This is a genomic window from Pseudomonas sp. C1C7 (assembly GCF_013359595.1).
Lineage (GTDB): Bacteria > Pseudomonadota > Gammaproteobacteria > Pseudomonadales > Pseudomonadaceae > Aquipseudomonas.
Window position 1 is genome coordinate 134,460 of the sequence record NZ_JABFMP010000002.1, and the last position, 20,381, is coordinate 154,840.

General features: G+C 61.6%; 19 protein-coding genes. 18 read left to right on the forward strand and 1 reads right to left on the reverse strand.

Translation table 11 applies throughout. The features are described 5' to 3' along the window. Positions 1-168: 168 nt before the first annotated feature. From waaF to HNO86_RS02280, 14 genes are all read left to right on the forward strand, one after another. Positions 169-1,203: a lipopolysaccharide heptosyltransferase II gene (gene waaF, locus HNO86_RS02215; protein ID WP_175375399.1), complete on the forward strand. Its 1,035-nt coding sequence runs from the start codon at positions 169-171 to the stop codon at positions 1,201-1,203. Between the two features lies 1 nt (position 1,204). Beyond that, positions 1,205-2,266: a lipopolysaccharide heptosyltransferase I gene (gene waaC / locus HNO86_RS02220; protein WP_175375400.1), complete on the forward strand. Its 1,062-nt coding sequence runs from the start codon at positions 1,205-1,207 to the stop codon at positions 2,264-2,266. Further along, positions 2,266-3,387 (forward strand): glycosyltransferase family 4 protein, encoded by a 1,122-nt coding sequence (locus tag HNO86_RS02225; RefSeq protein ID WP_175375401.1) that lies wholly within the window; start codon positions 2,266-2,268, stop codon positions 3,385-3,387. Before waaC ends, HNO86_RS02225 begins: the two co-directional genes overlap by 1 nt. After that, positions 3,388-4,194: a lipopolysaccharide core heptose(I) kinase RfaP gene (rfaP, locus tag HNO86_RS02230; RefSeq protein ID WP_175375402.1), complete on the forward strand. Its 807-nt coding sequence runs from the start codon at positions 3,388-3,390 to the stop codon at positions 4,192-4,194. Continuing rightward, positions 4,194-4,928: a lipopolysaccharide kinase InaA family protein gene (locus HNO86_RS02235; RefSeq protein WP_175375403.1), complete on the forward strand. Its 735-nt coding sequence runs from the start codon at positions 4,194-4,196 to the stop codon at positions 4,926-4,928. The genes rfaP and HNO86_RS02235 overlap by 1 nt, the downstream gene beginning before the upstream one ends. Continuing rightward, positions 4,925-5,677 carry a lipopolysaccharide kinase InaA family protein gene (locus tag HNO86_RS02240; RefSeq protein WP_175375404.1) on the forward strand — a complete coding sequence of 251 codons (753 nt, stop codon included), beginning with the start codon at positions 4,925-4,927 and terminating at the stop codon, positions 5,675-5,677. The genes HNO86_RS02235 and HNO86_RS02240 overlap by 4 nt, the downstream gene beginning before the upstream one ends. Further along, positions 5,677-7,128, forward strand: coding sequence for a lipopolysaccharide kinase InaA family protein (locus HNO86_RS02245; protein ID WP_175375405.1), 1,452 nt, complete (start codon positions 5,677-5,679; stop codon positions 7,126-7,128). Before HNO86_RS02240 ends, HNO86_RS02245 begins: the two co-directional genes overlap by 1 nt. A gap of 176 nt (positions 7,129-7,304) precedes the next feature. Next, a complete protein-coding gene (locus tag HNO86_RS02250) occupies positions 7,305-7,640 on the forward strand; it encodes a YceK/YidQ family lipoprotein (RefSeq protein ID WP_175375406.1) in 336 nt (111 codons plus the stop codon). A gap of 164 nt (positions 7,641-7,804) precedes the next feature. Then, positions 7,805-9,562 carry a carbamoyltransferase gene (locus HNO86_RS02255; protein ID WP_175375407.1) on the forward strand — a complete coding sequence of 586 codons (1,758 nt, stop codon included), beginning with the start codon at positions 7,805-7,807 and terminating at the stop codon, positions 9,560-9,562. After that, the gene (locus tag HNO86_RS02260; protein WP_175375408.1) at positions 9,546-10,676 is read left to right on the forward strand and encodes a glycosyltransferase; all 1,131 of its coding nucleotides are present in this window, start codon (positions 9,546-9,548) and stop codon (positions 10,674-10,676) included. The genes HNO86_RS02255 and HNO86_RS02260 overlap by 17 nt, the downstream gene beginning before the upstream one ends. Further along, complete coding sequence (locus HNO86_RS02265) at positions 10,676-11,572, forward strand: antimicrobial resistance protein Mig-14 (RefSeq protein WP_175375409.1); 897 nt, start codon at positions 10,676-10,678, stop codon at positions 11,570-11,572. Before HNO86_RS02260 ends, HNO86_RS02265 begins: the two co-directional genes overlap by 1 nt. A gap of 8 nt (positions 11,573-11,580) precedes the next feature. Next, positions 11,581-12,981: a PIG-L deacetylase family protein gene (locus HNO86_RS02270; RefSeq protein ID WP_175375410.1), complete on the forward strand. Its 1,401-nt coding sequence runs from the start codon at positions 11,581-11,583 to the stop codon at positions 12,979-12,981. An 83-nt stretch (positions 12,982-13,064) separates the two neighbouring features. Further along, positions 13,065-14,021: a glycosyltransferase gene (locus HNO86_RS02275; protein WP_175375411.1), complete on the forward strand. Its 957-nt coding sequence runs from the start codon at positions 13,065-13,067 to the stop codon at positions 14,019-14,021. A gap of 32 nt (positions 14,022-14,053) precedes the next feature. Beyond that, positions 14,054-15,148, forward strand: a complete 1,095-nt coding sequence (locus tag HNO86_RS02280; RefSeq protein WP_175375412.1) for a glycosyltransferase — start codon at positions 14,054-14,056, stop codon at positions 15,146-15,148. On the opposite strand, the gene HNO86_RS02285 is transcribed toward HNO86_RS02280, so the two are convergent. Continuing rightward, positions 15,140-15,709 (reverse strand): toluene tolerance protein, encoded by a 570-nt coding sequence (locus HNO86_RS02285; protein ID WP_256672534.1) that lies wholly within the window; start codon positions 15,707-15,709, stop codon positions 15,140-15,142. The two genes, HNO86_RS02280 and HNO86_RS02285, sit on opposite strands and share 9 nt — an antisense overlap. A 149-nt stretch (positions 15,710-15,858) precedes the next feature. Here HNO86_RS02285 and HNO86_RS02290 point away from each other — a divergent pair, with 149 nt between their 5' ends. From HNO86_RS02290 to cysC, 4 genes are all read left to right on the forward strand, one after another. Continuing rightward, positions 15,859-17,031, forward strand: coding sequence for an O-antigen ligase (locus tag HNO86_RS02290; RefSeq protein ID WP_175375414.1), 1,173 nt, complete (start codon positions 15,859-15,861; stop codon positions 17,029-17,031). Positions 17,032-17,046: 15 nt separating this feature from the next. Further along, the gene (msbA, locus tag HNO86_RS02295; protein ID WP_175375415.1) at positions 17,047-18,852 is read left to right on the forward strand and encodes a lipid A export permease/ATP-binding protein MsbA; all 1,806 of its coding nucleotides are present in this window, start codon (positions 17,047-17,049) and stop codon (positions 18,850-18,852) included. A 188-nt stretch (positions 18,853-19,040) separates the two neighbouring features. After that, on the forward strand, positions 19,041-19,745 hold the full coding sequence (locus HNO86_RS02300) for a sulfotransferase family 2 domain-containing protein (RefSeq protein ID WP_175375416.1): 705 nt from the start codon (positions 19,041-19,043) through the stop codon (positions 19,743-19,745). Then, complete coding sequence (gene cysC, locus HNO86_RS02305; protein WP_175375417.1) at positions 19,738-20,343, forward strand: adenylyl-sulfate kinase; 606 nt, start codon at positions 19,738-19,740, stop codon at positions 20,341-20,343. Before HNO86_RS02300 ends, cysC begins: the two co-directional genes overlap by 8 nt. Positions 20,344-20,381: the final 38 nt, after the last annotated feature.

The following is a 20,381-nucleotide window of genomic DNA, read 5'->3' on the forward strand; positions in this document are numbered from 1 at the left end:
CCTGTGTGGGAGCGAGCCTGCTCGCGATGAGGTCGTCACATCCAGCCTATATGCTGACTGTCACGCCGCTATCGCGAGCAGGCTCGCTCCCACAGTAGATCTGCAGTGTTTTGTAGAATTATCGAGGCGGGGAGGCGTATGCCTCCCCGGTTCGTTTATGGAAGCCACATGAATATTCTGATCGTTGGGCCCAGTTGGGTCGGTGACATGGTGATGGCGCAGACACTGTTTCAGTGCCTCAAACAGCGCCACCCGCAATGCGAAATCGACGTGCTGGCCCCCGAGTGGAGCCGGCCGATTCTTGAACGCATGCCCGAAGTCCGCCAGGCCTTGAGCTTTCCGCTCGGCCACGGCGTGCTGGAGCTGGCAACGCGTCGGCGCATCGGCAAATCCCTGGCCGGTCAGTACGACCAGGCGATCCTGTTGCCCAATTCCCTGAAGTCGGCGCTGGTGCCGTTCTTCGCCGGCATCCCCAAGCGCACCGGCTGGCGTGGCGAGTTCCGCTACGGCCTGCTCAATGATGTGCGCACGCTGGACAAAGAACGCTATCCGCTGATGATCGAGCGTTTCATGGCCCTGGCCTTTGATCCGGGCGCGGAACTGCCCAAGCCTTATCCTCGCCCGAGTTTGCAGATCGACCCGGTGACCCGCGAAGCGACACTGGCCAAGTTCGGCCTGGAACTCGATCGTCCGGTGCTGGCGCTGTGCCCCGGCGCCGAGTTCGGCGAGGCCAAGCGCTGGCCGTCCGAGCATTACGCCAAGGTCGCCGAGGCGAAGATTCGCGAGGGCTGGCAAGTCTGGCTGTTCGGCTCGAAAAACGATCATGCGGTGGGCGAAGACATCCGTTCGCGGCTGATCCCCGGTCTGCGTGAAGAGTCGATGAACCTCAGTGGCGGCACCTCGCTGGCCGAGGCGATCGACCTGCTGTCCTGCGCCGACTCGGTGGTGTCCAACGATTCGGGCCTGATGCACGTCGCCGCCGCATTGAACCGCCCGCTGGTGGCGATCTACGGTTCGACGTCGCCGGGCTTCACGCCGCCGCTGGCCGAGCAGGTGGAGATCGTGCGCCTGGGCATCGAATGCAGCCCGTGCTTCGATCGCACCTGCCGGTTCGGTCATTACAACTGCCTGCGCCAATTGATGCCGCAAGCGGTGAACGAAGCCTTGCAGCGGTTGCAGGGCACTGTGGTCGAGGTCCAATAGTTTGCGGGTACTGCTGATCAAGACTTCATCGCTGGGCGACGTGATTCACGCGTTGCCGGCGCTGACCGACGCGGCGCGGGCGATTCCCGGCATCACCTTCGATTGGGTGGTGGAAGAGGGCTTCGCCGAAATTCCCACCTGGCACCCGGCCGTTGGCAAGGTGATCCCGGTGGCGATCCGCCGCTGGCGCAAGAATATCTGGCAAACCATCAAGAGCGGCGAGTGGAAGCGCTTCAAGCAAAGCCTGCGCGCCACGAAATACGATCTGGTCATCGATGCCCAAGGCCTTTTGAAAAGCGCCTTGCTGACGCGCTACGTCAAAGCCCCGGTCGCCGGGCTGGACAAGGATTCGGCCCGCGAGCCGATTGCCGCGCGCTTCTACTCCCGTCGCCTGGCCGTGGCCCGTGGGCAGCATGCGGTGGAGCGGGTGCGCCAGCTGTTCGCCGTGGCATTGGGTTACGACTTGCCCAAAGGCCTGGGCGACTACGGTCTGAACGTCGAGCGCCTGGTGGAGTTGCCGCGCAAGAATCCTTACGTGCTGTTCCTGCATGGCACCACCTGGGACACCAAACACTGGCCTGAAGCCTATTGGCGCGAGCTGGCCGAGCGTGTCGGATACCTGGGTGTCGGGGTCAAGCTGCCCTGGGGCAATGCGGTCGAGAAGGCCCGCGCCGAACGCATCGCCAAGGACATGAAGCACGTTGAAGTGCTGCCCAAGCTGAATCTGGCCGGTGTTGGCAAGGTGCTGGCCGGCGCTCAGGCCTGCGTGGCGGTGGACACCGGCCTCGGTCATCTGGCCGCCGCGCTGGACGTACCGACCCTGTCGCTGTTCGGCCCGACCAATCCCGGGCTGACCGGTGCCTACGGCAAGTCGCAGATCCATCTGGCCAGCGATTTTCCTTGCGCGCCCTGCATGTCGAAGAAATGCACCTATCAACCGACGGCCGAAGATGCCCGTCGGTTCGACCTCAAACGCGAGTGGCCGTTGTGCTTCACCCGTGTGAATCCCGAACGCGTCGCCAGCCGGCTGAGCACGTTGTTACTCACCGAGGAGCTGCGCTGATGCAATTGGCATTTGTCCTTTACAAGTATTTTCCCTTCGGCGGTTTGCAGCGTGACTTCATGCGCATTGCCCTGGAGTGCCAGAAGCGCGGCCACCAGATTCGCGTCTACACGCTGATCTGGGAAGGCGACGTGCCGCCGGGCTTTGAAGTGCTGGTGGCGCCGGTCAAGGCGTTCTTCAATCATCGGCGCAATGAAAAGCTCAGCGAATGGATGGAGGCGGACCTGGCCAAACGCCCGGTGGACCGTCTGATCGGCTTCAACAAGATGCCGGGGCTGGACGTCTACTACGCCGCCGACGGCTGTTTCGAAGACAAGGCGCAGAACCTGCGCAACTCGCTGTATCGCCGCTGGGGCCGTTATCGCCACTTCGCCGAGTACGAGCGGGCGGTGTTCGCCAAGGACGCCAAGACCGAAGTGCTGATGATTTCCGAAGTTCAGCAGCCGCTGTTCATCAAGCATTACGACACCCCGCTCAAGCGCTTCCACCTGCTGCCGCCGGGCATCGCCCAGGACCGCCGCCGGCCTGCGGATGCCGACCAGATCCGCGCCGGGTTTCGCGCCGAATTCAACCTCAAGGACGACGAACTGCTGTTGGTGCAGATCGGCTCCGGGTTCAAGACCAAGGGCGTGGATCGCAGCCTGAAGGCGCTGGCGGCCTTGCCCGCCGATCTGAAGAAACGCACCCGGCTATTTGTAATCGGCCAGGATGACCCCAAATTGTTCCAGATGCAGAGCGCCACACTGGGCCTGGGCGATAACGTGACCTTCCTCAAGGGTCGCAGCGATATCCCGCGTTTCCTGCTTGGCGCCGATCTTTTGATCCACCCGGCCTACAACGAAAATACCGGCACCGTGCTGCTTGAAGCGCTGGTGGCCGGTTTGCCGGTGCTGGTCAGCGCCGTCTGCGGTTATGCCCATTACATTGCCGAGGCCGATGCCGGCCTGGTGCTGGACGAGCCGTTCGATCAGGGGCAGCTGACGCAATACCTGACCGGCATGTTGAACGACGATCAAGCACGGGCGGCCTGGAGCCGCAACGGTCTGGCCTTTGCCGAAACGGCCGACCTCTACAGCATGCCGCAGCACGCGGCCGATGTGATTCTGGCGGAGCACGCTTAAATGAAGTTGATGCTGGCTGAACCGTTCAAGAGCCTTTGGGCCGGACGCGATGCGTTCACCGAAGTCGAAGGTTTGCAGGGCGAGGTTTACCGCGAGCTGGAAGCGCGCCGGACCCTTCGCACTGAAGTGGACGGCAATGGTTTTTTCGTGAAAATCCACCGCGGCATCGGTTGGGGCGAGATCTTCAAGAACCTGCTGACCGCCAAGTTGCCGGTACTCGGCGCAGGCCAGGAATGGAAAGCCATCCAGCGTCTGCAGGAAGTCGGTGTGCCGACCATGACCGCCGTGGCTTACGGCGAGAAGGGCAGCAACCCGGCGGATCAGCATTCGTTCATCGTCACCGAAGAGCTGGCGCCGACCGTCAGCCTCGAAGACTTCAGCATCAACTGGGTCAAGCAGCCGCCGGAGCCGAGACTCAAGCGCGCACTGATCGCCGAAGTGGCGCGCATGACCGGGATGATGCACCGCGCCGGGGTCAACCATCGCGACTGCTACATCTGCCATTTTCTGCTGCACACCGACAAACCGGTGACGGCTGACGACTTCAAGCTCTCGGTGATCGACCTGCACCGTGCCCAGACCCGCCCGGCCATCACTTCGCGCTGGCGCAACAAGGATCTGGCGGCGCTGTATTTTTCGGCCCTGGACATCGGCCTGACCCGTCGCGACAAGCTGCGCTTTCTCAAGGGCTACTTCCAGCGACCGCTGCGGCAGATTCTCAGTGAAGAAGCCGGGCTGCTGAGCTGGCTCGAAGGCAAGGCCAACAAGCTTTACGATCGCAAGCAGCGCTACGGGGATGCGCTCTGATGGCGGGTTGGACACTGGAGCCGGCCTACAGCGATCTGGCAGAAGATTTCGGCAGCCTCGATGCGGTGTTTGCGCTGCAGGGCGAGCGCCTGACCCGCGACCCGCTGTCCGAGGTCATCCGCGTGCAGCGCAACGGCGTCAACTATTACGTCAAGCGCTACTCGGGGGCCGGCAAGGGCTTGCGTCGTTATCTGGGCAAGCCCCGGGTAAAAATGGAATGGCAGAACCTCAAGCGCTTCGCCAAGTGGGGCATTCCCACCGCCGAAGTGGTGGCCTGGGGCCTGGAGCGGCGCGGAGCAGCCTATGATCGCGGGGCGATGATCACCCGCGAGCTGCCGCATACCGAGGACCTGTCCGCGCTGGCCGAGCGCCACGACCCGAAACTGGCGGATCGCGCCTGGGTCGACCAGGTCAGCCGTCAGTTGGCCAGCCACACCCGGACCATGCACGAGCATCGTTTTACCCACAACGATCTGAAGTGGCGCAACCTGCTGATCGACGATCAGGCCAAACTGTTCCTGATCGATTGCCCCAACGGTGATTTCTGGAGCGGTTTCTGGCTCAAGTACCGCATCACCAAGGACCTGGCCTGCCTGGACAAGGTCGCCAAGTATCAATTGTCGGCCACCCAGCGCCTGCGCTTTTACCTGCAATACCGCCAACGGGACCGGCTCAACGACGCCGACAAGAAACGGATCCGGCACGTGGTGAGATTTTTCGAGGGACGCGAATGACTGATTTTCTGGCTGCCGAAGACCGTGCGCTGCTCGAGCGCCACGGCTTGGGCACTTTCGACGCACTCTGGGCCCGGCAGCTCGACGCCGTGGATGAGCCCAACACCGTCCGTGGTGGCTGGAGCAGCGTGTTTCGACTGGATCTGGAGGGTCAGGGGTTCTACCTCAAGCGTCAGAGCAACTACCTGATGCACACCTTGCACGCGCCGTTTGGCGAGCCGAGCTTTGCCCGTGAGTTTCGCAACATCAGCCGCTATGAAAAGCTCGGTATTCCGGCGCTCAAGGCGGCGTTCTTCGGTGAGCGCAAGGTCGACGGCGAGGTCCGGGCTATTCTGCTGACCCGCGCCCTGGATGGCTGGGATGACCTGGATTCGCTGCTGCAGCGTTGGTCGGAGCTGGGCGAGGCGCAGCATGTCGCGATTCTTCAAGCCTGTGGAAAACTGGCGCGGCGCCTGCACGGCGTGCGTCAGGTGCACGGCTGCTTTTACCCCAAGCATATTTTTCTCTGTGCCACCGGTGACGGCTACCAGGCGCAGTTGATCGATCTGGAAAAGACCCGGCCGCTGCTGTTGGGGCAACGTGATCGGGTCAAGGATCTGGAGCCGCTGTTGCGCCGGGCGCCGGAGTGGAGTGACGCGCAGTTGCGCATTCTGCTGGGCGCCTATCTGGACCAGCCTCAGGACAGCACGCTGATCGACAGCTGGCTGACACGCCTGACCGCGCGACGCAGCCATAAGGAGAAGCGCTGATGCGTTTGTCCGAACTGAAGAATGCCGGTCGCAGCCCGACGTTGCCGCTGAGTGTTTCGTTGGCCGATGCCGCCGGTCCCGCGGATTTGCAGTTGCTGAGTCTGTTGCGGGTTTTGCCGGGGCAGCGCTACGTCGGCGCCGGCATCTGGCGCGGTCGTCCGGTGCTGGCCAAGTTGCTGGTCGGCGGCAAGGCGGCGCGGCATTTCCAGCGTGAGCTGGATGGTGTGCGTCTGCTGGCGGCGCAAGGCTTGACCACGCCGCTGCTGTTGGCCGACGGACTCAAGGACGGCGAGGGCGGCTGGCTGCTGTTCGAGTTTCTCGAAGAGGCCGCGAGCCTGGGCGACGCCTGGAAGCAGGTCGAGCACCTGTCGGCGCTGGCCGATGAGCAATCGGCGGTGCTGGCCGAAGCCCTGGGCGCGATCGGGCAGATGCACCGCAAAGGCCTGTGGCAGGAAGATCTGCACCTCGACAACCTGCTGCGCCAGGGCAGTCGTCTGTATTTGATCGACGGTGCGGGGATTCGCGCCGAAACCCCGGGCCAGCCGCTGTCGCGGCAGAAAGTCCTGGAAAACCTCGGGGTGTTTTTCGCCCAGTTACCCCAGGCGCTGGAGCCGTTCACCGAAGAGTTGCTGGTGTACTACCTGCTGAGCAACGGCGAGCATGCCTTGCCGATGGAAGCCTTGCAGAAGCAGATCGACAAGGTGCGCAGCTGGCGCCTCAAGGATTACCTGATCAAGGTCGGGCGCGAGTGCACGCTGTTCAGTGTCCAGCGCGATGCGTTCGGCTTGCGCGCGATCCGGCGTGAGGAAGAGCCTTCGATGCTGCCGGTTCTGGATCGGGCCGATGCGTTGCTCGATCAAGGCCACCTTTATAAAACCGGTGGTGCGGCGAGCGTTGGCAAGGTCGAGGTAGATGGCCGCACGCTGGTGATCAAGCGCTACAACATCAAGGGCTTCGCTCATTGGCTCAAGCGCTTCTGGCGCCCGAGCCGCGCCTGGCATTCCTGGCGCGAAGGCAATCGCCTGGCGTTCCTCGGCATTGCCACGCCCAAACCCCTGGCGCTGCTGGAAAAGCGTTTTCTCTGGCTGCGCGGTCGGGCCTACCTGATCACCGAGCATCTGGCGGGGCCGGACATCATCGAGCGCTTCGCGCCCTACGTGGAAAGCGGCGATGCCCCCGAGACGGAGCTGGCGGCGCTGGACCGGCTGTTCGCCGAGCTGATTCGTCTGCGCATCAGCCATGGCGACTTCAAGGGGCACAACCTGTTCTGGCAGGAGGATCGCTGGGCGCTGATCGATCTGGATTCGATGTGTCAGCATCAGTCGCCTGGCAGTTTTGCCCCGGCTTATGCCAAGGACCGCGCGCGGTTCATGCGTAACTGGCCTGAAAGCAGTGCCCTGCATCAGGTGATCGATCAGCGGTTGCCCAAGGATATTTCCGGCGCTGCTTGATCCGTCTTCGCGAGCAAGTCGAATCGTCGCACCGCCGCTCCCACATTTGGCCGCGGCCCACTGTGTGGGCTTTCTCGCGAAGAGGCCGGAACTGTCCTACACAATCTTGGGAAACCATGAACTGTGGCCTGATCGACCGCGATGCTAGCTTGGCTGTCCTTCATGGAGGACAGACCTTGACCATCAAAATGGCCGTCGCAGCAGGCGTCATCTCGCTGACTTTGACCGGATGCGGCACCTTCGCAACGGTATTTCAGGACGAAGCCGAAGCAGCCCGGGGGTTGCGCAAGCAGAAAACCTATTGCCAATCCATCCCCAGGGCCTACAGCGGCCTGGCCTACGATTTCTGCGTATTGAACGCGCCGCCCGACCCCACAGGCATGTTCCTGCCCTTCATTCTGGCCGACATGGCCCTCTCCGGCGCCCTGGATACCGTGGTCCTGCCCTACACCCTGTATCGCCAGACCACCAACGGCAACATCCTCATTTACTGGCGCTCCTCACCCGGATGAGCCCTCAAAGCCGCCACCCAAACCCCTTGCAGCTTGCAGCTAGCGGCTTGCAGCTGCTTTTAAGCTATAATCCCGCCCTTTAGCTGCCCCACGCTCCCGGCGAGGGCAGATCATTTTTGAGGCGCTACGGCGCCTGACATGCAGACTAAAGAGGCTAGACCCCTGTGGCATTGACGATTCTTGGCCTGTCCGGCGCCCTTAGCCATGATCCTTCCGCAGCCTTGTACATCGACGGCAAGCTGGTCGCGGCGGCTGAAGAAGAGCGCTTCGTACGCGATAAACATGCAAAGAACCGCATGCCCTACGAATCGGCGAAGTTCTGCCTGGAGCAGGCCGGCATCAAGCCTTCGGACGTTGACGTGGTCGCGATTCCGTTCGCCCCGATCAGCCTGTTCGGCAAGGCCCGCTGGCACTACGCCAAGCGTTACTGGTACGCCCCGGACCGCGCCCTCGACGCGATCCTGATGGGCAACCGTCGCTACAAGCGCTACCGCAAGAAAATCGTCTGGTGCCTGGAGCAACTGGGCTTCGATCCGAAGAAAATCAAGATCGAGCCGGTCGAACACCACCTGGCCCACGCTTCCAGCGCCTACCACTGCTCCGGTTTCAAAGAGAAAACCGCGATCCTCGGTATCGACGGCAAGGGCGAGTACGCCACGACCTTCTTCGGCTACGGCCAGAATGGCAAGATCCACAAGATCAAGGAATTCTTCGATCCGGACTCCCTGGGCGGCCTGTATGGCGCGATCACCGAGTTCCTCGGTTTCGAAATGCTCGACGGCGAGTTCAAGGTCATGGGCATGGCGCCGTACGGCGACGCCAGCAAATACGACTTCTCGCGCCTGGCCTCGTTCGAGAACGGCGAGCTGGTGATCAACACCGAATACGCCAACGTGATCGGCCTGCGTCGCTATAAAGAGAAGGGCAAGGGTTTCTACTTCTCGCCGAAACTCATCGAGTGGCTGGGTCCGAAGCGCGAAGGCGACATCGCCGACGAGCCTTACATCCACTACGCCGCGAGCATGCAAGCGCTGTTCGAGAAACTGGCGTTGCAGATGATCGATCACTACCTGGGCGACGTGCTCAAGGAAACCGGCAAGCTGGCCTTCGCCGGCGGCTGCGCGTTGAACGTCAAGCTGAACCAGAAAATCATCGCCCGCGACGACATCAAGGAACTGTTCGTGCAGCCTGCGTCCGGCGACGCCGGTACCGCGGTGGGTGCTGCGGCCTATGTGTCCCACGCCCGTGGCGTGCCGGTCGAGAAGATGGAACACGTCTACCTCGGCCCGTCGTACAGCAACGAAGACGTGATCGCCGCCTGCGCCCGTCACGAGAACAAGCCGACCTGGCGCAAGCTCGACAACATGCCGGAGCAGATCGCCAAGATCATGGTCGACGGCAACCCGGTGGCCTGGTTCCAGGGCCGCATGGAGTTCGGGCCGCGCGCACTGGGCGGTCGTTCGATCATCGGTTGCCCGAGCGTGGCCGGCGTGGCCGACCGCATCAACCACCAGATCAAGTTCCGCGAGCGCTGGAGGCCTTTCTGCCCGTCGATGCTCGACACCGTCGCGCCGCAGATGATCAAGATCGACCACCCGGCGCCTTTCATGACCTTCACTTTCGAAGTGGCGGAAGAGTGGAAGACCCGCGTGCCGGAAGTCGTCCACGAAGACGGCACCTCCCGCGCCCAGGTGCTCAAGCGCGAATACAACCCGCGCTACTACGACATGATGAAGGCGCTCGAGAACCTGACCGGCAACGGCGTGTCGCTCAACACCTCGCTCAACCGTCGTGGCGAACCGATGATCTGCTCGCCGACCGATGCCCTGAACATGTTCTTCGGCTCCGATCTGCAGTACCTGATCATGGAAGACATCCTGGTGGTCAAAGAGGGCGCGAACGCCTATGACACGCTCGGCTGAACGCCATGTGCTGCAGTTCTGCCACGGCTATGACGGGCCGTTCCTGGACTGCGCCCGGCAGTACGCCAGCCTGTTCGCGGGGACCGGGTATCGGGTGACCACGGTGTTTCTCACCGGGGTCGCCGATGCCGAGGTCGCCGCGGGTTGCGCCTCCGATGAAGTGTTGTTCATGGAATACAGCTCCAAGGCCATTCGTGGCCTGAAGCTGGGTGCCATCGGCGATCTGCGCAAGATCGCCGCCTCACGCAATTTCAGTTTCTGCATCGCCCATCGCTTCAAGCCGATCTACATCGCCTTGCTCGGCACTTCGCTGCCGGTGATTGGCGTGCACCACGCGTTTGATGATTACAAACGCGGTTCGCGCAAACTGTTCGCCCACATTTTCCGCAAGCGCCTGAGCCTGCTCGGTGTCTCCGACGCCGTGCGCGACGACATGCGCCGTTGCCTGCCGAAGTGGCCGGCGACCCGGATCCAGACGCTGTACAACCGCATCGACGTGCCGGCATTGCAGCAAAGCCAGGTATCGGCTGACGAAGCTCGGGAAACTCTCGGTCTGGCACGCGATGCCTGGATTGTCGGTAATGTCGGGCGTCTGCATCCGGACAAGGATCAGGCCACGCTGCTGGACGGTTTTTCCCAGGCATTGCCGGGCCTGCCGGCCAACAGCCAGCTGGTGATTCTCGGCAAAGGTCGGTTGGAGGAGGACCTCAAGGCCCAGGCCCGCGAGCTGGGCATTGGCGACCGCGTGTTGTTCCTCGGTCAGGTGCCCGATGCGCGACGCTACTTCCGTGCCTTCGACGTGTTTGCCCTGAGTTCCGACCACGAGCCGTTCGGCATGGTGCTGCTCGAGGCCATGGCCGCCAGCGTGCCATTGCTGGCCACCGCGTGCGGGGGGGCGAAGGAAGTGGTCGAAGGCGTCGGTATTCTGTTCCCGCTGGGGGACGCCGAACATCTGGCCCAGGGGCTGCAACATCTGGCCGCGATGGACGCTCGGCAACGTCAGCAATGCGCCGAGCTGATGCTCGACCGCCTGCACGAGCGTTTCTCCGACCGCGCGGTTCGTGATGCTTTCTGGCATCTGCCGCGTGTTTTAGAACTGGCACCGAGGGGCTGATGCTCAACCGATTTCAAGGCTGGCGCGAACGCGGCTGGTCCGTAACTGATGCCTCGACCTACGCCGAAACCTGGCAGCGTTATGGCGGCAGCGTCGCGACTCATCCGCTGGTGGTCGAGCGACTGGCGCAGTTGGCCGGCATTCCCGTCCGGTATCTGGTCTGGGAGCAGGGCGGCGACATCAAGGCGGCGCTTCCGACCTGGGGCCGCGACCTGGCCCTGTCCAAGGACGTGCTTAAACGCAACGGCAAAAAGGGCCTGTTCGATCTGGGCAATGCCGAGATCATCCTGCCCGCCGCCGAAAATGCCCAGGCGCCGTTGCGCCATCGTGGTCGCTACCTGTCGGCGCTGAACGAAAACCGCTTCAGCGGCATCAAGTTGCAGGCCGAACAACTGGCCATGGCGCGCACGCCGGAAGAACTGTCGAAGAAGTTTCGCTACAACCAGCGTCGCGAGCTGAGGTTGCTGGAAGAGGCGGGGGGCGTGGTTCGACCGGTCTCCGATTTCTCCGCTGCCGAACTGGCGGCGATCTACTGCGATCTGTTCCAGCGCCGCTGGGGTTTCCCGGCCACGGGCGCTGCGCGCATGGCCGATGTCGTCGAATTGTTGCGCGAACTGCTGATCGGCTCGGTGATTTTCCTCAACGATGCGCCGATCGCGATCCAGTTGGTGTACCGCGTCGAGGCATCGCAGTGGATCAGCGTCGAATACATCAATGGCGGCGTCGACCCTGAAACCCGGGAGTTCAGCCCCGGCAGCGTACTGAGTTTCCTCAACACCCAAAGCGCCTGGGAACAGGCCCGGGCCCTGGACAAACCCTTGCGCTTCTCCTTCGGCCGCGCCGACCGGGAGTACAAGGATCGTTGGTGCAATCCTGTGCCGGTCTACACCGTATGAGTCAGCCCATGAGCCGCAAACAACAATTGCTCAAGCGCCATCGACGCAACAAACGCCTCGCGCTGCTGGTTGCCCTGGCGCTGTTGATCGTCTGCGGCATCTGGGTGGCCTGGTGGTTGCCGCTGCTGCTGGCGGTGCTGGGCTGGATCGCCCATGAAGCCTGGTTCGCCGACCATTTGTTCTATTCGCCGAAAGACGATTACCAGTACAACTTTCCTCCCTTCACACCGCAGCCCAAGGTTCATCTGAACGGTGAGCACCTGCGGCTGGATGAAGGCGTGATGCTGGTCGACGACGCGACGCTGGTGCTGGCGCTGCGGATCAAGAGCACTTGGCTTGGGCGTTTCCTCGATCCGGTGGTGGAACTGGTCGGCGGCGAAAACCCGGACCGTCAGACCTTCGAGCGAGGTGTGAACGGGCTGCGTTATCTGAACCTCAGCGGTCAGGCGCAGGTGCTGTCAAAGGGTGAGCTGCGTTTGCGCGCACGTCACTGCCGGTTGTCCGGCGAGCCGGTGCTGTGGGCGATCGAGCATCCCGATTACCGTCGACAGCGGGTGATGGTCATCGCTCCCCATGCCGATGATGCCGAGCTGGCAGCCTATGGTTTGTACAGCCAGGCCGAAGAAGCCTGGATCGTCACCCTCACAGCCGGTGAAATCGAAGCCGAGCACTATCAGCAGATGGGGTTGGGCAAAGTCGAGGCGGCGCGGCTCAAAGGCCGCTTGCGTGCCTGGGACAGCATTGCCGTGCCGCGCTGGGCCGGAGTGCCCGAGGCGCACTGCGTGCAGCTGGGTTATTTCTGTCTTCAGTTGCAAGCCATGCAGGCCTCACCTTCGCAGCCGGTGGGTTCTCGCGAAGCGGATTTGAGCGACACGCGTCTGTTCCGTCAGTTGAATCCGTTTACCCTGCCGGGCGACGTCGACGGCGCGCCGACCTGGAACAATCTTGTGGCCGATCTGCGAGCACTGTTGCAGCGGGCGCAGCCGGAAGTGATCGTGATGCCGCATCCGACCCTCGATCCTCATCCCGACCATATCTGCGCTCAGCAAGCAGTTCTCGAGGCTCTGAAAGGGCTGGAATGGCAGCCGACCCTGCTGGGTTACGCCAATCACCTGCACGACAATGATCGCTGGCCGATGGGTGACAACGGCACCGGTATCACCCTTCCTCCTGTATTCGACCCGGCGGCTTCGCTGCATCCCTGCTGCCTCTCGCTGTCCACGGCGCAACAGCATGACAAGGCCATGGCCCTGGGCATGATGCACGACCTGCAACCTCCCGCTCCGTTCAAGCGCCGCTTGCGCCGCGGTTTGCAGCGGCTGCTGGCGGGGCGTTCCGGTTCGCCTTACGGCGAGAATGAGTTTTTTCGCAAGGCTGTGCGTCGCCACGAACTGTTCTGGCGTTTGTAAGGTGTTTCGGGCCTGACGGGCGCCTGCTTCGGGCGGGGTTCATTCAGGTATTGCTCGGTTTGCCTGTTGCGGCAAGGAAAACGATGAAAGTTTTATTTCTGGTGCAGAAAGAACAGCGGGCCATCCTGGACCGTCTGTACGAAGGCGTGGCGGCTCATTGCGAATGCGATCTGCGGTGGTTGAGCAGCGATGAGCAGCGCAACCTGCGCAGCTATTTCCGGCGTGAAGTCGATGTGTCGCGGTACGACCGCATCGTGTTTTTCCTGCGCTTCAAGCAGGAAATCCGTCAGGCTTCGTTCATCCGCACGATCCCCAACCTGGTGATTCTCGAGCACGACGCTTACCAGAACTACATCCCCTGCAAGTACACCGGCAAGTTCAGCGCGCATTACCGCCGCCTGCCGTGGGCGCGGGTGATCAGCTCCGGTTTCGTGGTCACCGAGCGCCTGCGCCAGGAAGGCTTCGATGCGGTGTTCGTGCCCAAGGGCTACGACCAGACCCAGCTGGAAGATCAGGGGCGCGAGCGGGATATCGAACTGGCCTTCGTCGGCAGCACCAACAGCGTCGCCTACAGCGGACGCAAGGCGCTGCTCGATGAGTTGGGGCAGGTCGAACCTCTGGTGGTGACCCGCACCAAATCCGGCGAGGAATACCGCGACACCCTCAACCGCATCCGCTTTTTCGTCAGTGCCGATGTCGGCATGGGCGAGTTCATGATCAAGAACTTCGAAGCCATGGCCTGTGGCTGTGTCTTGCTGGCCTTTGACCAGGGCGCGGCGGAAAGCCAGGCATTGGGCCTGCAGGACATGCACAACGTGGTGTTCTACCAGAGCATTGCGCAACTGCAGGAGAAGCTGGCCGTCTTGCGCAACGACCCGGAACTGGCGCAGCGTATTGCGCACAACGGTCGGGAACTGGCGGTGAGCCAATTCAGTTTCGCCCGCATCGGCCAGCGTATCGTCGAGGAAATGGAGCCTGCATTGCGTCCCCGCGCGCCGCTGAGCCTGCTCGAAAAAATCCGCCTGAAACTGGGCATCTGACAACAGCATTCCATGCACTGGCTTTTCGTTCTATGAGCATTCTTAACGTCATGTGGGCCAGCGGCGCTGCGTTCGCCTCCACTCATAAAGTGCATCAGCAGATTCTCGCCCACGCCTCGCCATCCGTCCCGGTCAATACCTGGTTGCTTCAGGGCAGCGCCTCCCAGTCCGGGGCGACTGTCGGTGACGTTCGTGAATGGGGGTTGTCTTCGGCTCAGCTCAAGGGGCGGAGTTTCTGGCGCTTTACCAAACCCTGGATGCAAGCAGGGTTCAAGAAGGCCCTCAAGGAAAGCGAGGTGCGCCTGATGCTGCTTGATGGCCTGGGCGTTGCGCGCACGATGGTGCCGCTGCTTGCGTCATTGCCGTCATTGCGTGCCGTGGTGGTTTTCCACGGTTCGACCCGGCTTTCTCCTGCCGATCGCGCGCTTTTCAAGAAGACCCCGACGTCGCAGCTCACATTGGCTGCCGTCTCGAACACCCTGGCGCAAGCGCTGAGCGCGGACCTGCAACTGCCTGTCGTGACCTTGCGAAGCGCATTCGATCCTGCCGCCTTCCAATCCGCACTGCTGACCCGCGAACAGGCGCGTTCGCGGTTGGGATTGCCCGCTGACGATTCACAGGTGCTGGGTGCGGTAGGACGACTGGTCGCTGGAAAGGGTTTTGCCTGCCTCATCAATGCGTTCGCCGAGGCATTGCGCGAGCGGCCGAGTCTGCGTTTGGTGATTGTCGGCGAAGGCGCGGAGCGATCGGCGTTGCAAGCGCAGATCGAGGCCAAGGGGTTGCGAGACAGCGTCTCGTTGCCCGGTCACTTGAACGACGCTGCGCAGCTTTACCGGGCATTCGACTGGATTGCCATTCCTTCCTTGAGCGAGGGGCTTGGGCTGATCATGCAGGAGGCAGTCCTGGCGGGCGTGCCCGTCCTGTCCAGCGATCTTGAGGTCTTTCGCGAGCAACTGGGTGCTGCTGGCTGGTATGCACCTGTTGAAGATGTGAGCCGTTGGCACGCGGCCATCGTGCGAGCCTTCGAAGCCGCTCCCCAGACGATCGCGGCACAACAGTATCAGGTGCTGGCCCCGGAAAAGGCCTGGCAGAATTTCAGCCAGACCGCCCGCTCACTACTACTTTGAAGACAGCAACGCCTGTTCCAATGCCTGCATCGGAAAGCTCTCGTCCAGGTTTTCCCGTGCAATGTAACGGGCGAAATGCTGCAGGTTGCGCTTGATCAAGTGCGCAGGCAGCGGCTTTCGCAGAAATCGCATATCGGCCACATCGATCAGGCCCATGCGCTGGTCGGGGGTGATCACGATGTTGCCCAGATGCAAGGACCGGAAATAGACCCCCGATTGATGAAGGCTGCGAATCAGTCCGACCAGGTCCGGCAGGGCCTGTTGCCAGCTGAAGCCTTCCTTGTTGGCGACCTGGCGCAAGGTTTCACCCGGCAATGGCTGGTAAAGCACTGCCGTCATGCCTGGCGTTTGCAGTCGATAGTATTGCAGCACCTGCAAGGTCGGTACGCCGAGCTTTTGCAGTTCGACGGCATTGTCGATGAAGCGTTTTGAATACGGGCGAAACAAGGCCGACGAAAAAATACGCTTGCGGCGGAATAGTTTCAGAATATTCCCGTCCTGCAAGAGGTAGACTTTCGGCCCGAAGCTATCGGCCTCCAGCACCTTGGCACCATCAATCATCTGATTTAGAGCGGCCTGCGGAAGCCGAGAACATTGCATCGTAGAAAGCCTTGTTGGGAGAAACGGGGCACTGTAGCGGGCAATGATGCCGAAAAGTTTCAGCTTTAACCATGCCGGTTGGGTGGGTGAACACTCTCAGGAGCAATTTGATGCACGAAAAACGTTGGGCGCAAGCATGGATGACGATGGGCCTGCTGTGGTTTCTGCTGGCCATTGCCATCGCGCCTACCAACAAGATCTATCAACAGGGGCTGGTCGCCCTGCTCTGGTTGCCGACGCTGGCCTTCGCCTGGCCGGCGAGGGCCCGGTTCGCGGAGTTGTTCTACGCACAGCGCTGGATCTATCTGCCTCTGCTCGGGCTGTTCGCGTGGTCGCTCATCAGTCTTGCGTGGTCGGGCGCGACGGACATAACTCGCGAGCCCAAGCGTTTGTTGTACATCGTGGTGTTTCTGCTGTTTTTCCCGATTCTTGCCAACGGCCAGCCCAATCGTGTGATTCGCATCATGCAATGGGGTGGAGTCGGGCTGGCGATCACCGCGCTGATTGCGATCGTCCGGTTTTACGGCATCGATGGTAACGCCTGGAGTGCGCGGGCCGAGGGGCTGGGCGAGTTGGCCCATCCGATTCTGGGGGGCTATGTCATCGGTCTGGCGGCGGTCTGGCTTCTGCTCTGGTCACCTCGCACCCGCCCGACTCAGGCAGTCTGGTTTTTGGCGTTGATGGTGCTTGGCGTGTTCGTGCTGCTCAGCCAGAGCCGTGGCGCTGGCCTGGCACTGTTTTTCACCGTTCTCGCCATGCCGATCTGGTGCCGCGATCACCGTAGTCGTGTCGTCGCAGGGGCTGCTCTGGTCGTGGCGTTCCTGGCGTTCTGGTTTTTTGAATCTTTCGTCACCGCGCGTGGCGTGTCCTATCGCCCGCAGATCCTGATGGCCAGTCTGCACATGATCTCCGAGCGCCCGTGGACCGGTTTGGGCCTTGGCAGCGACTACAGGGTGTTCTCTTCCGGTATCTATTTCGATCATGCGCACAACCTGTTCTCCCATGTGGCGATCGAGCTGGGCATTCCGGGATTGCTGTTGTGGTGCGCGGTCTGGCTGGGTGTCCTGCGTGAGGCCTGGAAGGCTCGGGACACACTGTATGGCAAAGGCACCATTGGCATCTGGCTGTTCTCGACCCTGGCCATGCAATTCGACGCTGCCAGCATGAGTGGCACGCCGCGAGCCGAGTGGTTCATCAGCTGGCTACCCATTGGCCTGGCCAGTGTCTTGGTATGGTCACGGGCCAAGTCCGGCGCTTGTGATAAAATTTCGCGTTCTTCCTAACCAGTGAGCCCTACGATGAGTGATGCACCGCCAGACGCGGGACAGGATTCCAGCCTGAAAATCTATTTTCGGCTGTTGGGGTATGTAAAACCCTATATCGGCCTTTTCCTGCTGAGTATCGTGGGCTTCGTCATTTTTGCGTCCACCCAGCCGATGCTCGCCGGGATTCTCAAATATTTCGTCGATGGCTTGAGCAATCCCGAAGCGGTGCTCTTCCCCAACGTCCCTTATCTCAAAGACCTGCAGCTGCTGATGGCCGTGCCCCTGCTGATCATCCTGATCGCGGCATGGCAGGGCCTGGGCTCGTTTCTGGGCAACTACTACCTGGCGAAGGTTTCGCTGGGCCTGGTCCATGACCTGCGTGTCGAGCTGTTCAACAAACTGCTGGTCCTGCCCAACCGCTATTTCGATACCCACAACTCCGGACATCTGATTTCGCGTATCACCTTCAACGTGACCATGGTGACGGGTGCTGCGACTGATGCCATCAAGGTGGTGATCCGCGAAGGCCTGACGGTGGTGTTCCTGTTCGCCTACCTGGTGTGGATGAACTGGAAGCTGACCCTGGTGATGCTGGCGATCCTGCCGCTGATCGCGATGATGGTGGGCAACACCAGCAAGAAATTCCGCAAGCAGAGCAAGAAGATTCAGGTGGCGATGGGCGACGTGACCCATGTCGCTTCCGAGACCATTCAGGGTTATCGCGTGGTGCGCAGCTTCGGCGGCGAGAGCTATGAAGAGCAGCGTTTTGCCGCCGCGAGCCAGGGCAACACCGACAAGCAACTGCGCATGACCAAGACCGGTGCGGTCTACACGCCGATGCTGCAGCTGGTGATCTACACCGCCATGGCCGTGTTGATGTTCCTGGTGCTGTTCCTGCGCGGTGAAGCTACCGCCGGTGATCTGGTGGCCTACATCACTGCGGCGGGCCTGCTGCCCAAGCCGATCCGGCAGCTGTCGGAAGTCAGTTCGACCATCCAGAAGGGCGTTGCCGGTGCCGAAAGCATTTTCGAGCAGCTGGACGTCGAGCCCGAGGTCGATAACGGCACCGTCGAGCGTGAGCGCATCAGCGGCCATCTGGAAGTGCGCAATCTCAGCTTCTCTTACCCTGGAACTGACCGTGAGGTGCTGAAAAACATCAACTTCACGGCATCGCCCGGACAGATGATTGCCCTGGTTGGTCGCTCCGGCAGCGGCAAGTCGACCCTCGCCAGCCTGATCCCGCGTTTCTATCATCACGATATCGGCGAAATCCTCCTCGATGACGTCGAAATCGAAGATTATCGACTGCGCAATCTGCGCCGGCACGTGGCGCAGGTCACCCAGCACGTGACCCTGTTCAACGACACCATTGCCAATAACATCGCTTACGGTGACCTGGCTGGCGCCCCCCGCGCCGACATCGAAAAAGCCGCCACCGATGCCTTCGCGATGGACTTCATCTCGCAAATGCCTGACGGCCTGGACACTCAGGTCGGGGAAAACGGCGTGCTGCTGTCCGGCGGGCAGCGTCAGCGTCTGGCGATTGCCCGGGCGCTGCTGAAAAATGCTCCGCTGCTGATTCTCGATGAAGCGACTTCGGCGCTGGATACCGAGTCCGAGCGCCACATCCAGGCAGCGCTGGATCAGGTCATGAAGGGCCGCACCACGCTGGTCATCGCCCACCGCCTGTCGACCATCGAAAAGGCCGACCTGATTCTGGTGATGGACCAGGGCCAGATCGTCGAGCGCGGCACCCATGCAGAACTGCTTGCGCAGAACGGCTACTACTCGCGCCTGCACGCGATGGGCCTGGACACTCCGGCGGAAGACATCGCCTGATCCGCTGCAACAGGGTGAGCCTGGCTCGCCCTGTTGCAAGCTCGGCGTGCAATGCGCCGAAGCGTTTGTATCCGGATCCTTACCCTTCTTGACCAACCCTGAATAAATCTGCGCCGCGCGCTTGTTAAGGTTCCTGAACGAACTTTGATTTCAATCGAGAGGGCCAACCCTCTCGCGCGGGTGCTGGAATGTTGCAACGTTATCTCTGGAAGCTGCTGCCCAAGGCGCAGCGGCAATTCCTGCTGGGCCGATTGTCGGTGGTGGATCGGCAGGTGGTGAACAAGTCGCTGTCGGCGAATGTACGTTTTCCCCGGCCTTTCAAGCAGCGCTCCTGCCTGTTCATCCACGTGCCCAAATGCGCTGGTAGCAGTGTCTGTGTCGCGCTGTTCGAAGGTTGGACTCCGGGACACTTGCCGCTGTACTGGTACGAACAGCAATTCCCCGAACAGTTTGCCAGCAGCTTCAAGTTCGCCTTCGTCCGCGATCCGCTGGAAAGGGCGTATTCGGCCTACGCCTACCTGCGAGGCAATGCCTTGAGCCAGCGGGACCATCCCGCGCAAAGGCTGGTCAGGCATTACCGTGACTTCGACGATTTTGTCGCCCGCTGGCTGCATCCCGAGACGATCCAGCGCCAGTTGCATTTTGCTGCGCAGACGGATTTCCTCACGGATGCCATGGGGCATCTGGCACTGGATTTCGTCGGCTATCAAGAGCATCTGCAACGGGATTTCAGTCTGGTCTGCGAGCAGATGGGGCATGAGGCGGTGCTGCCGCACGTCAACGGTTCTCAGCTGCGCCGCTCGGTAGCGGCAGGTGATTTCTGTACGGCGCGTACCCGCCGTCTGGTTCGGCGTGCCTATCAGCGTGATTACGAGATGCTCGGGTATGAATGAGGCGCTGGCGAGATCGAATCCGCGAATCAGTCCTTATGCGTTGTCGCTGTCGAGTGCCGAGCGTGCCGCGCTCAAGGCGCAGCGACCGCGGTGTCTGTGGCTGACCGGATTGTCCGGGGCCGGCAAGTCGACGCTGGCCAATGCGCTGGAGGTCTATCTCAATCGACGCGCGGCACACACCTTTGTGCTCGATGGCGACAATGTGCGGGCCGGGCTTTGTCGTGATCTGGGGATGAGCGCCGACTGCCGCCGGGAAAACATCCGGCGCATGGCCGAAGTGGCGCGGCTGATGGTCGATGCGGGGCTGATCGTGATTGTCGCGGCCATCTCGCCGTTCCGGGCCGATCGCGATGCGGCACGAAAGCTGTTTTGCGAGGGTGATTTCATCGAGGTGTATGTGAACACGTCGTTCGCCGTGTGCGCGCAGCGTGATCCCAAAGGTCTCTACCTGGCAGCCCGGCAAGGGTTGATCAAGGACTTCACTGGCATCGACAGTCCGTACGAAGCCCCGCTTCGCGCGGAATGCGAAATCGATACCCAGGCGCTGGACATGGCGCAGGCCTGTGAGCAGTTGGCAGGTTTTCTGCTCAAAAAATGAGCAAAAAGCCCGGCAAAACCCTCCCGTTACAGCCGTCA

What these genes read in the sequence shown, in the direction of transcription:
- waaF (WP_175375399.1), top strand. Translation starts at nt 169, where the DNA reads ATGAATATTCTGATCGTTGGGCCCAGTTGGGTCGGTGACATGGTGATG.
- HNO86_RS02225 (WP_175375401.1), top strand. Translation starts at nt 2,266, where the DNA reads ATGCAATTGGCATTTGTCCTTTACAAGTATTTTCCCTTCGGCGGTTTG.
- rfaP (WP_175375402.1), top strand. Translation starts at nt 3,388, where the DNA reads ATGAAGTTGATGCTGGCTGAACCGTTCAAGAGCCTTTGGGCCGGACGC.
- HNO86_RS02235 (WP_175375403.1), top strand. Translation starts at nt 4,194, where the DNA reads ATGGCGGGTTGGACACTGGAGCCGGCCTACAGCGATCTGGCAGAAGAT.
- HNO86_RS02240 (WP_175375404.1), top strand. Translation starts at nt 4,925, where the DNA reads ATGACTGATTTTCTGGCTGCCGAAGACCGTGCGCTGCTCGAGCGCCAC.
- HNO86_RS02245 (WP_175375405.1), top strand. Translation starts at nt 5,677, where the DNA reads ATGCGTTTGTCCGAACTGAAGAATGCCGGTCGCAGCCCGACGTTGCCG.
- HNO86_RS02260 (WP_175375408.1), top strand. Translation starts at nt 9,546, where the DNA reads ATGACACGCTCGGCTGAACGCCATGTGCTGCAGTTCTGCCACGGCTAT.
- HNO86_RS02265 (WP_175375409.1), top strand. Translation starts at nt 10,676, where the DNA reads ATGCTCAACCGATTTCAAGGCTGGCGCGAACGCGGCTGGTCCGTAACT.
- HNO86_RS02270 (WP_175375410.1), top strand. Translation starts at nt 11,581, where the DNA reads ATGAGCCGCAAACAACAATTGCTCAAGCGCCATCGACGCAACAAACGC.
- HNO86_RS02275 (WP_175375411.1), top strand. Translation starts at nt 13,065, where the DNA reads ATGAAAGTTTTATTTCTGGTGCAGAAAGAACAGCGGGCCATCCTGGAC.
- HNO86_RS02280 (WP_175375412.1), top strand. Translation starts at nt 14,054, where the DNA reads ATGAGCATTCTTAACGTCATGTGGGCCAGCGGCGCTGCGTTCGCCTCC.
- HNO86_RS02285 (WP_256672534.1), bottom strand. Translation starts at nt 15,709, where the DNA reads ATGATTGATGGTGCCAAGGTGCTGGAGGCCGATAGCTTCGGGCCGAAA.
- HNO86_RS02290 (WP_175375414.1), top strand. Translation starts at nt 15,859, where the DNA reads ATGCACGAAAAACGTTGGGCGCAAGCATGGATGACGATGGGCCTGCTG.
- msbA (WP_175375415.1), top strand. Translation starts at nt 17,047, where the DNA reads ATGAGTGATGCACCGCCAGACGCGGGACAGGATTCCAGCCTGAAAATC.
- HNO86_RS02300 (WP_175375416.1), top strand. Translation starts at nt 19,041, where the DNA reads ATGTTGCAACGTTATCTCTGGAAGCTGCTGCCCAAGGCGCAGCGGCAA.
- cysC (WP_175375417.1), top strand. Translation starts at nt 19,738, where the DNA reads ATGAATGAGGCGCTGGCGAGATCGAATCCGCGAATCAGTCCTTATGCG.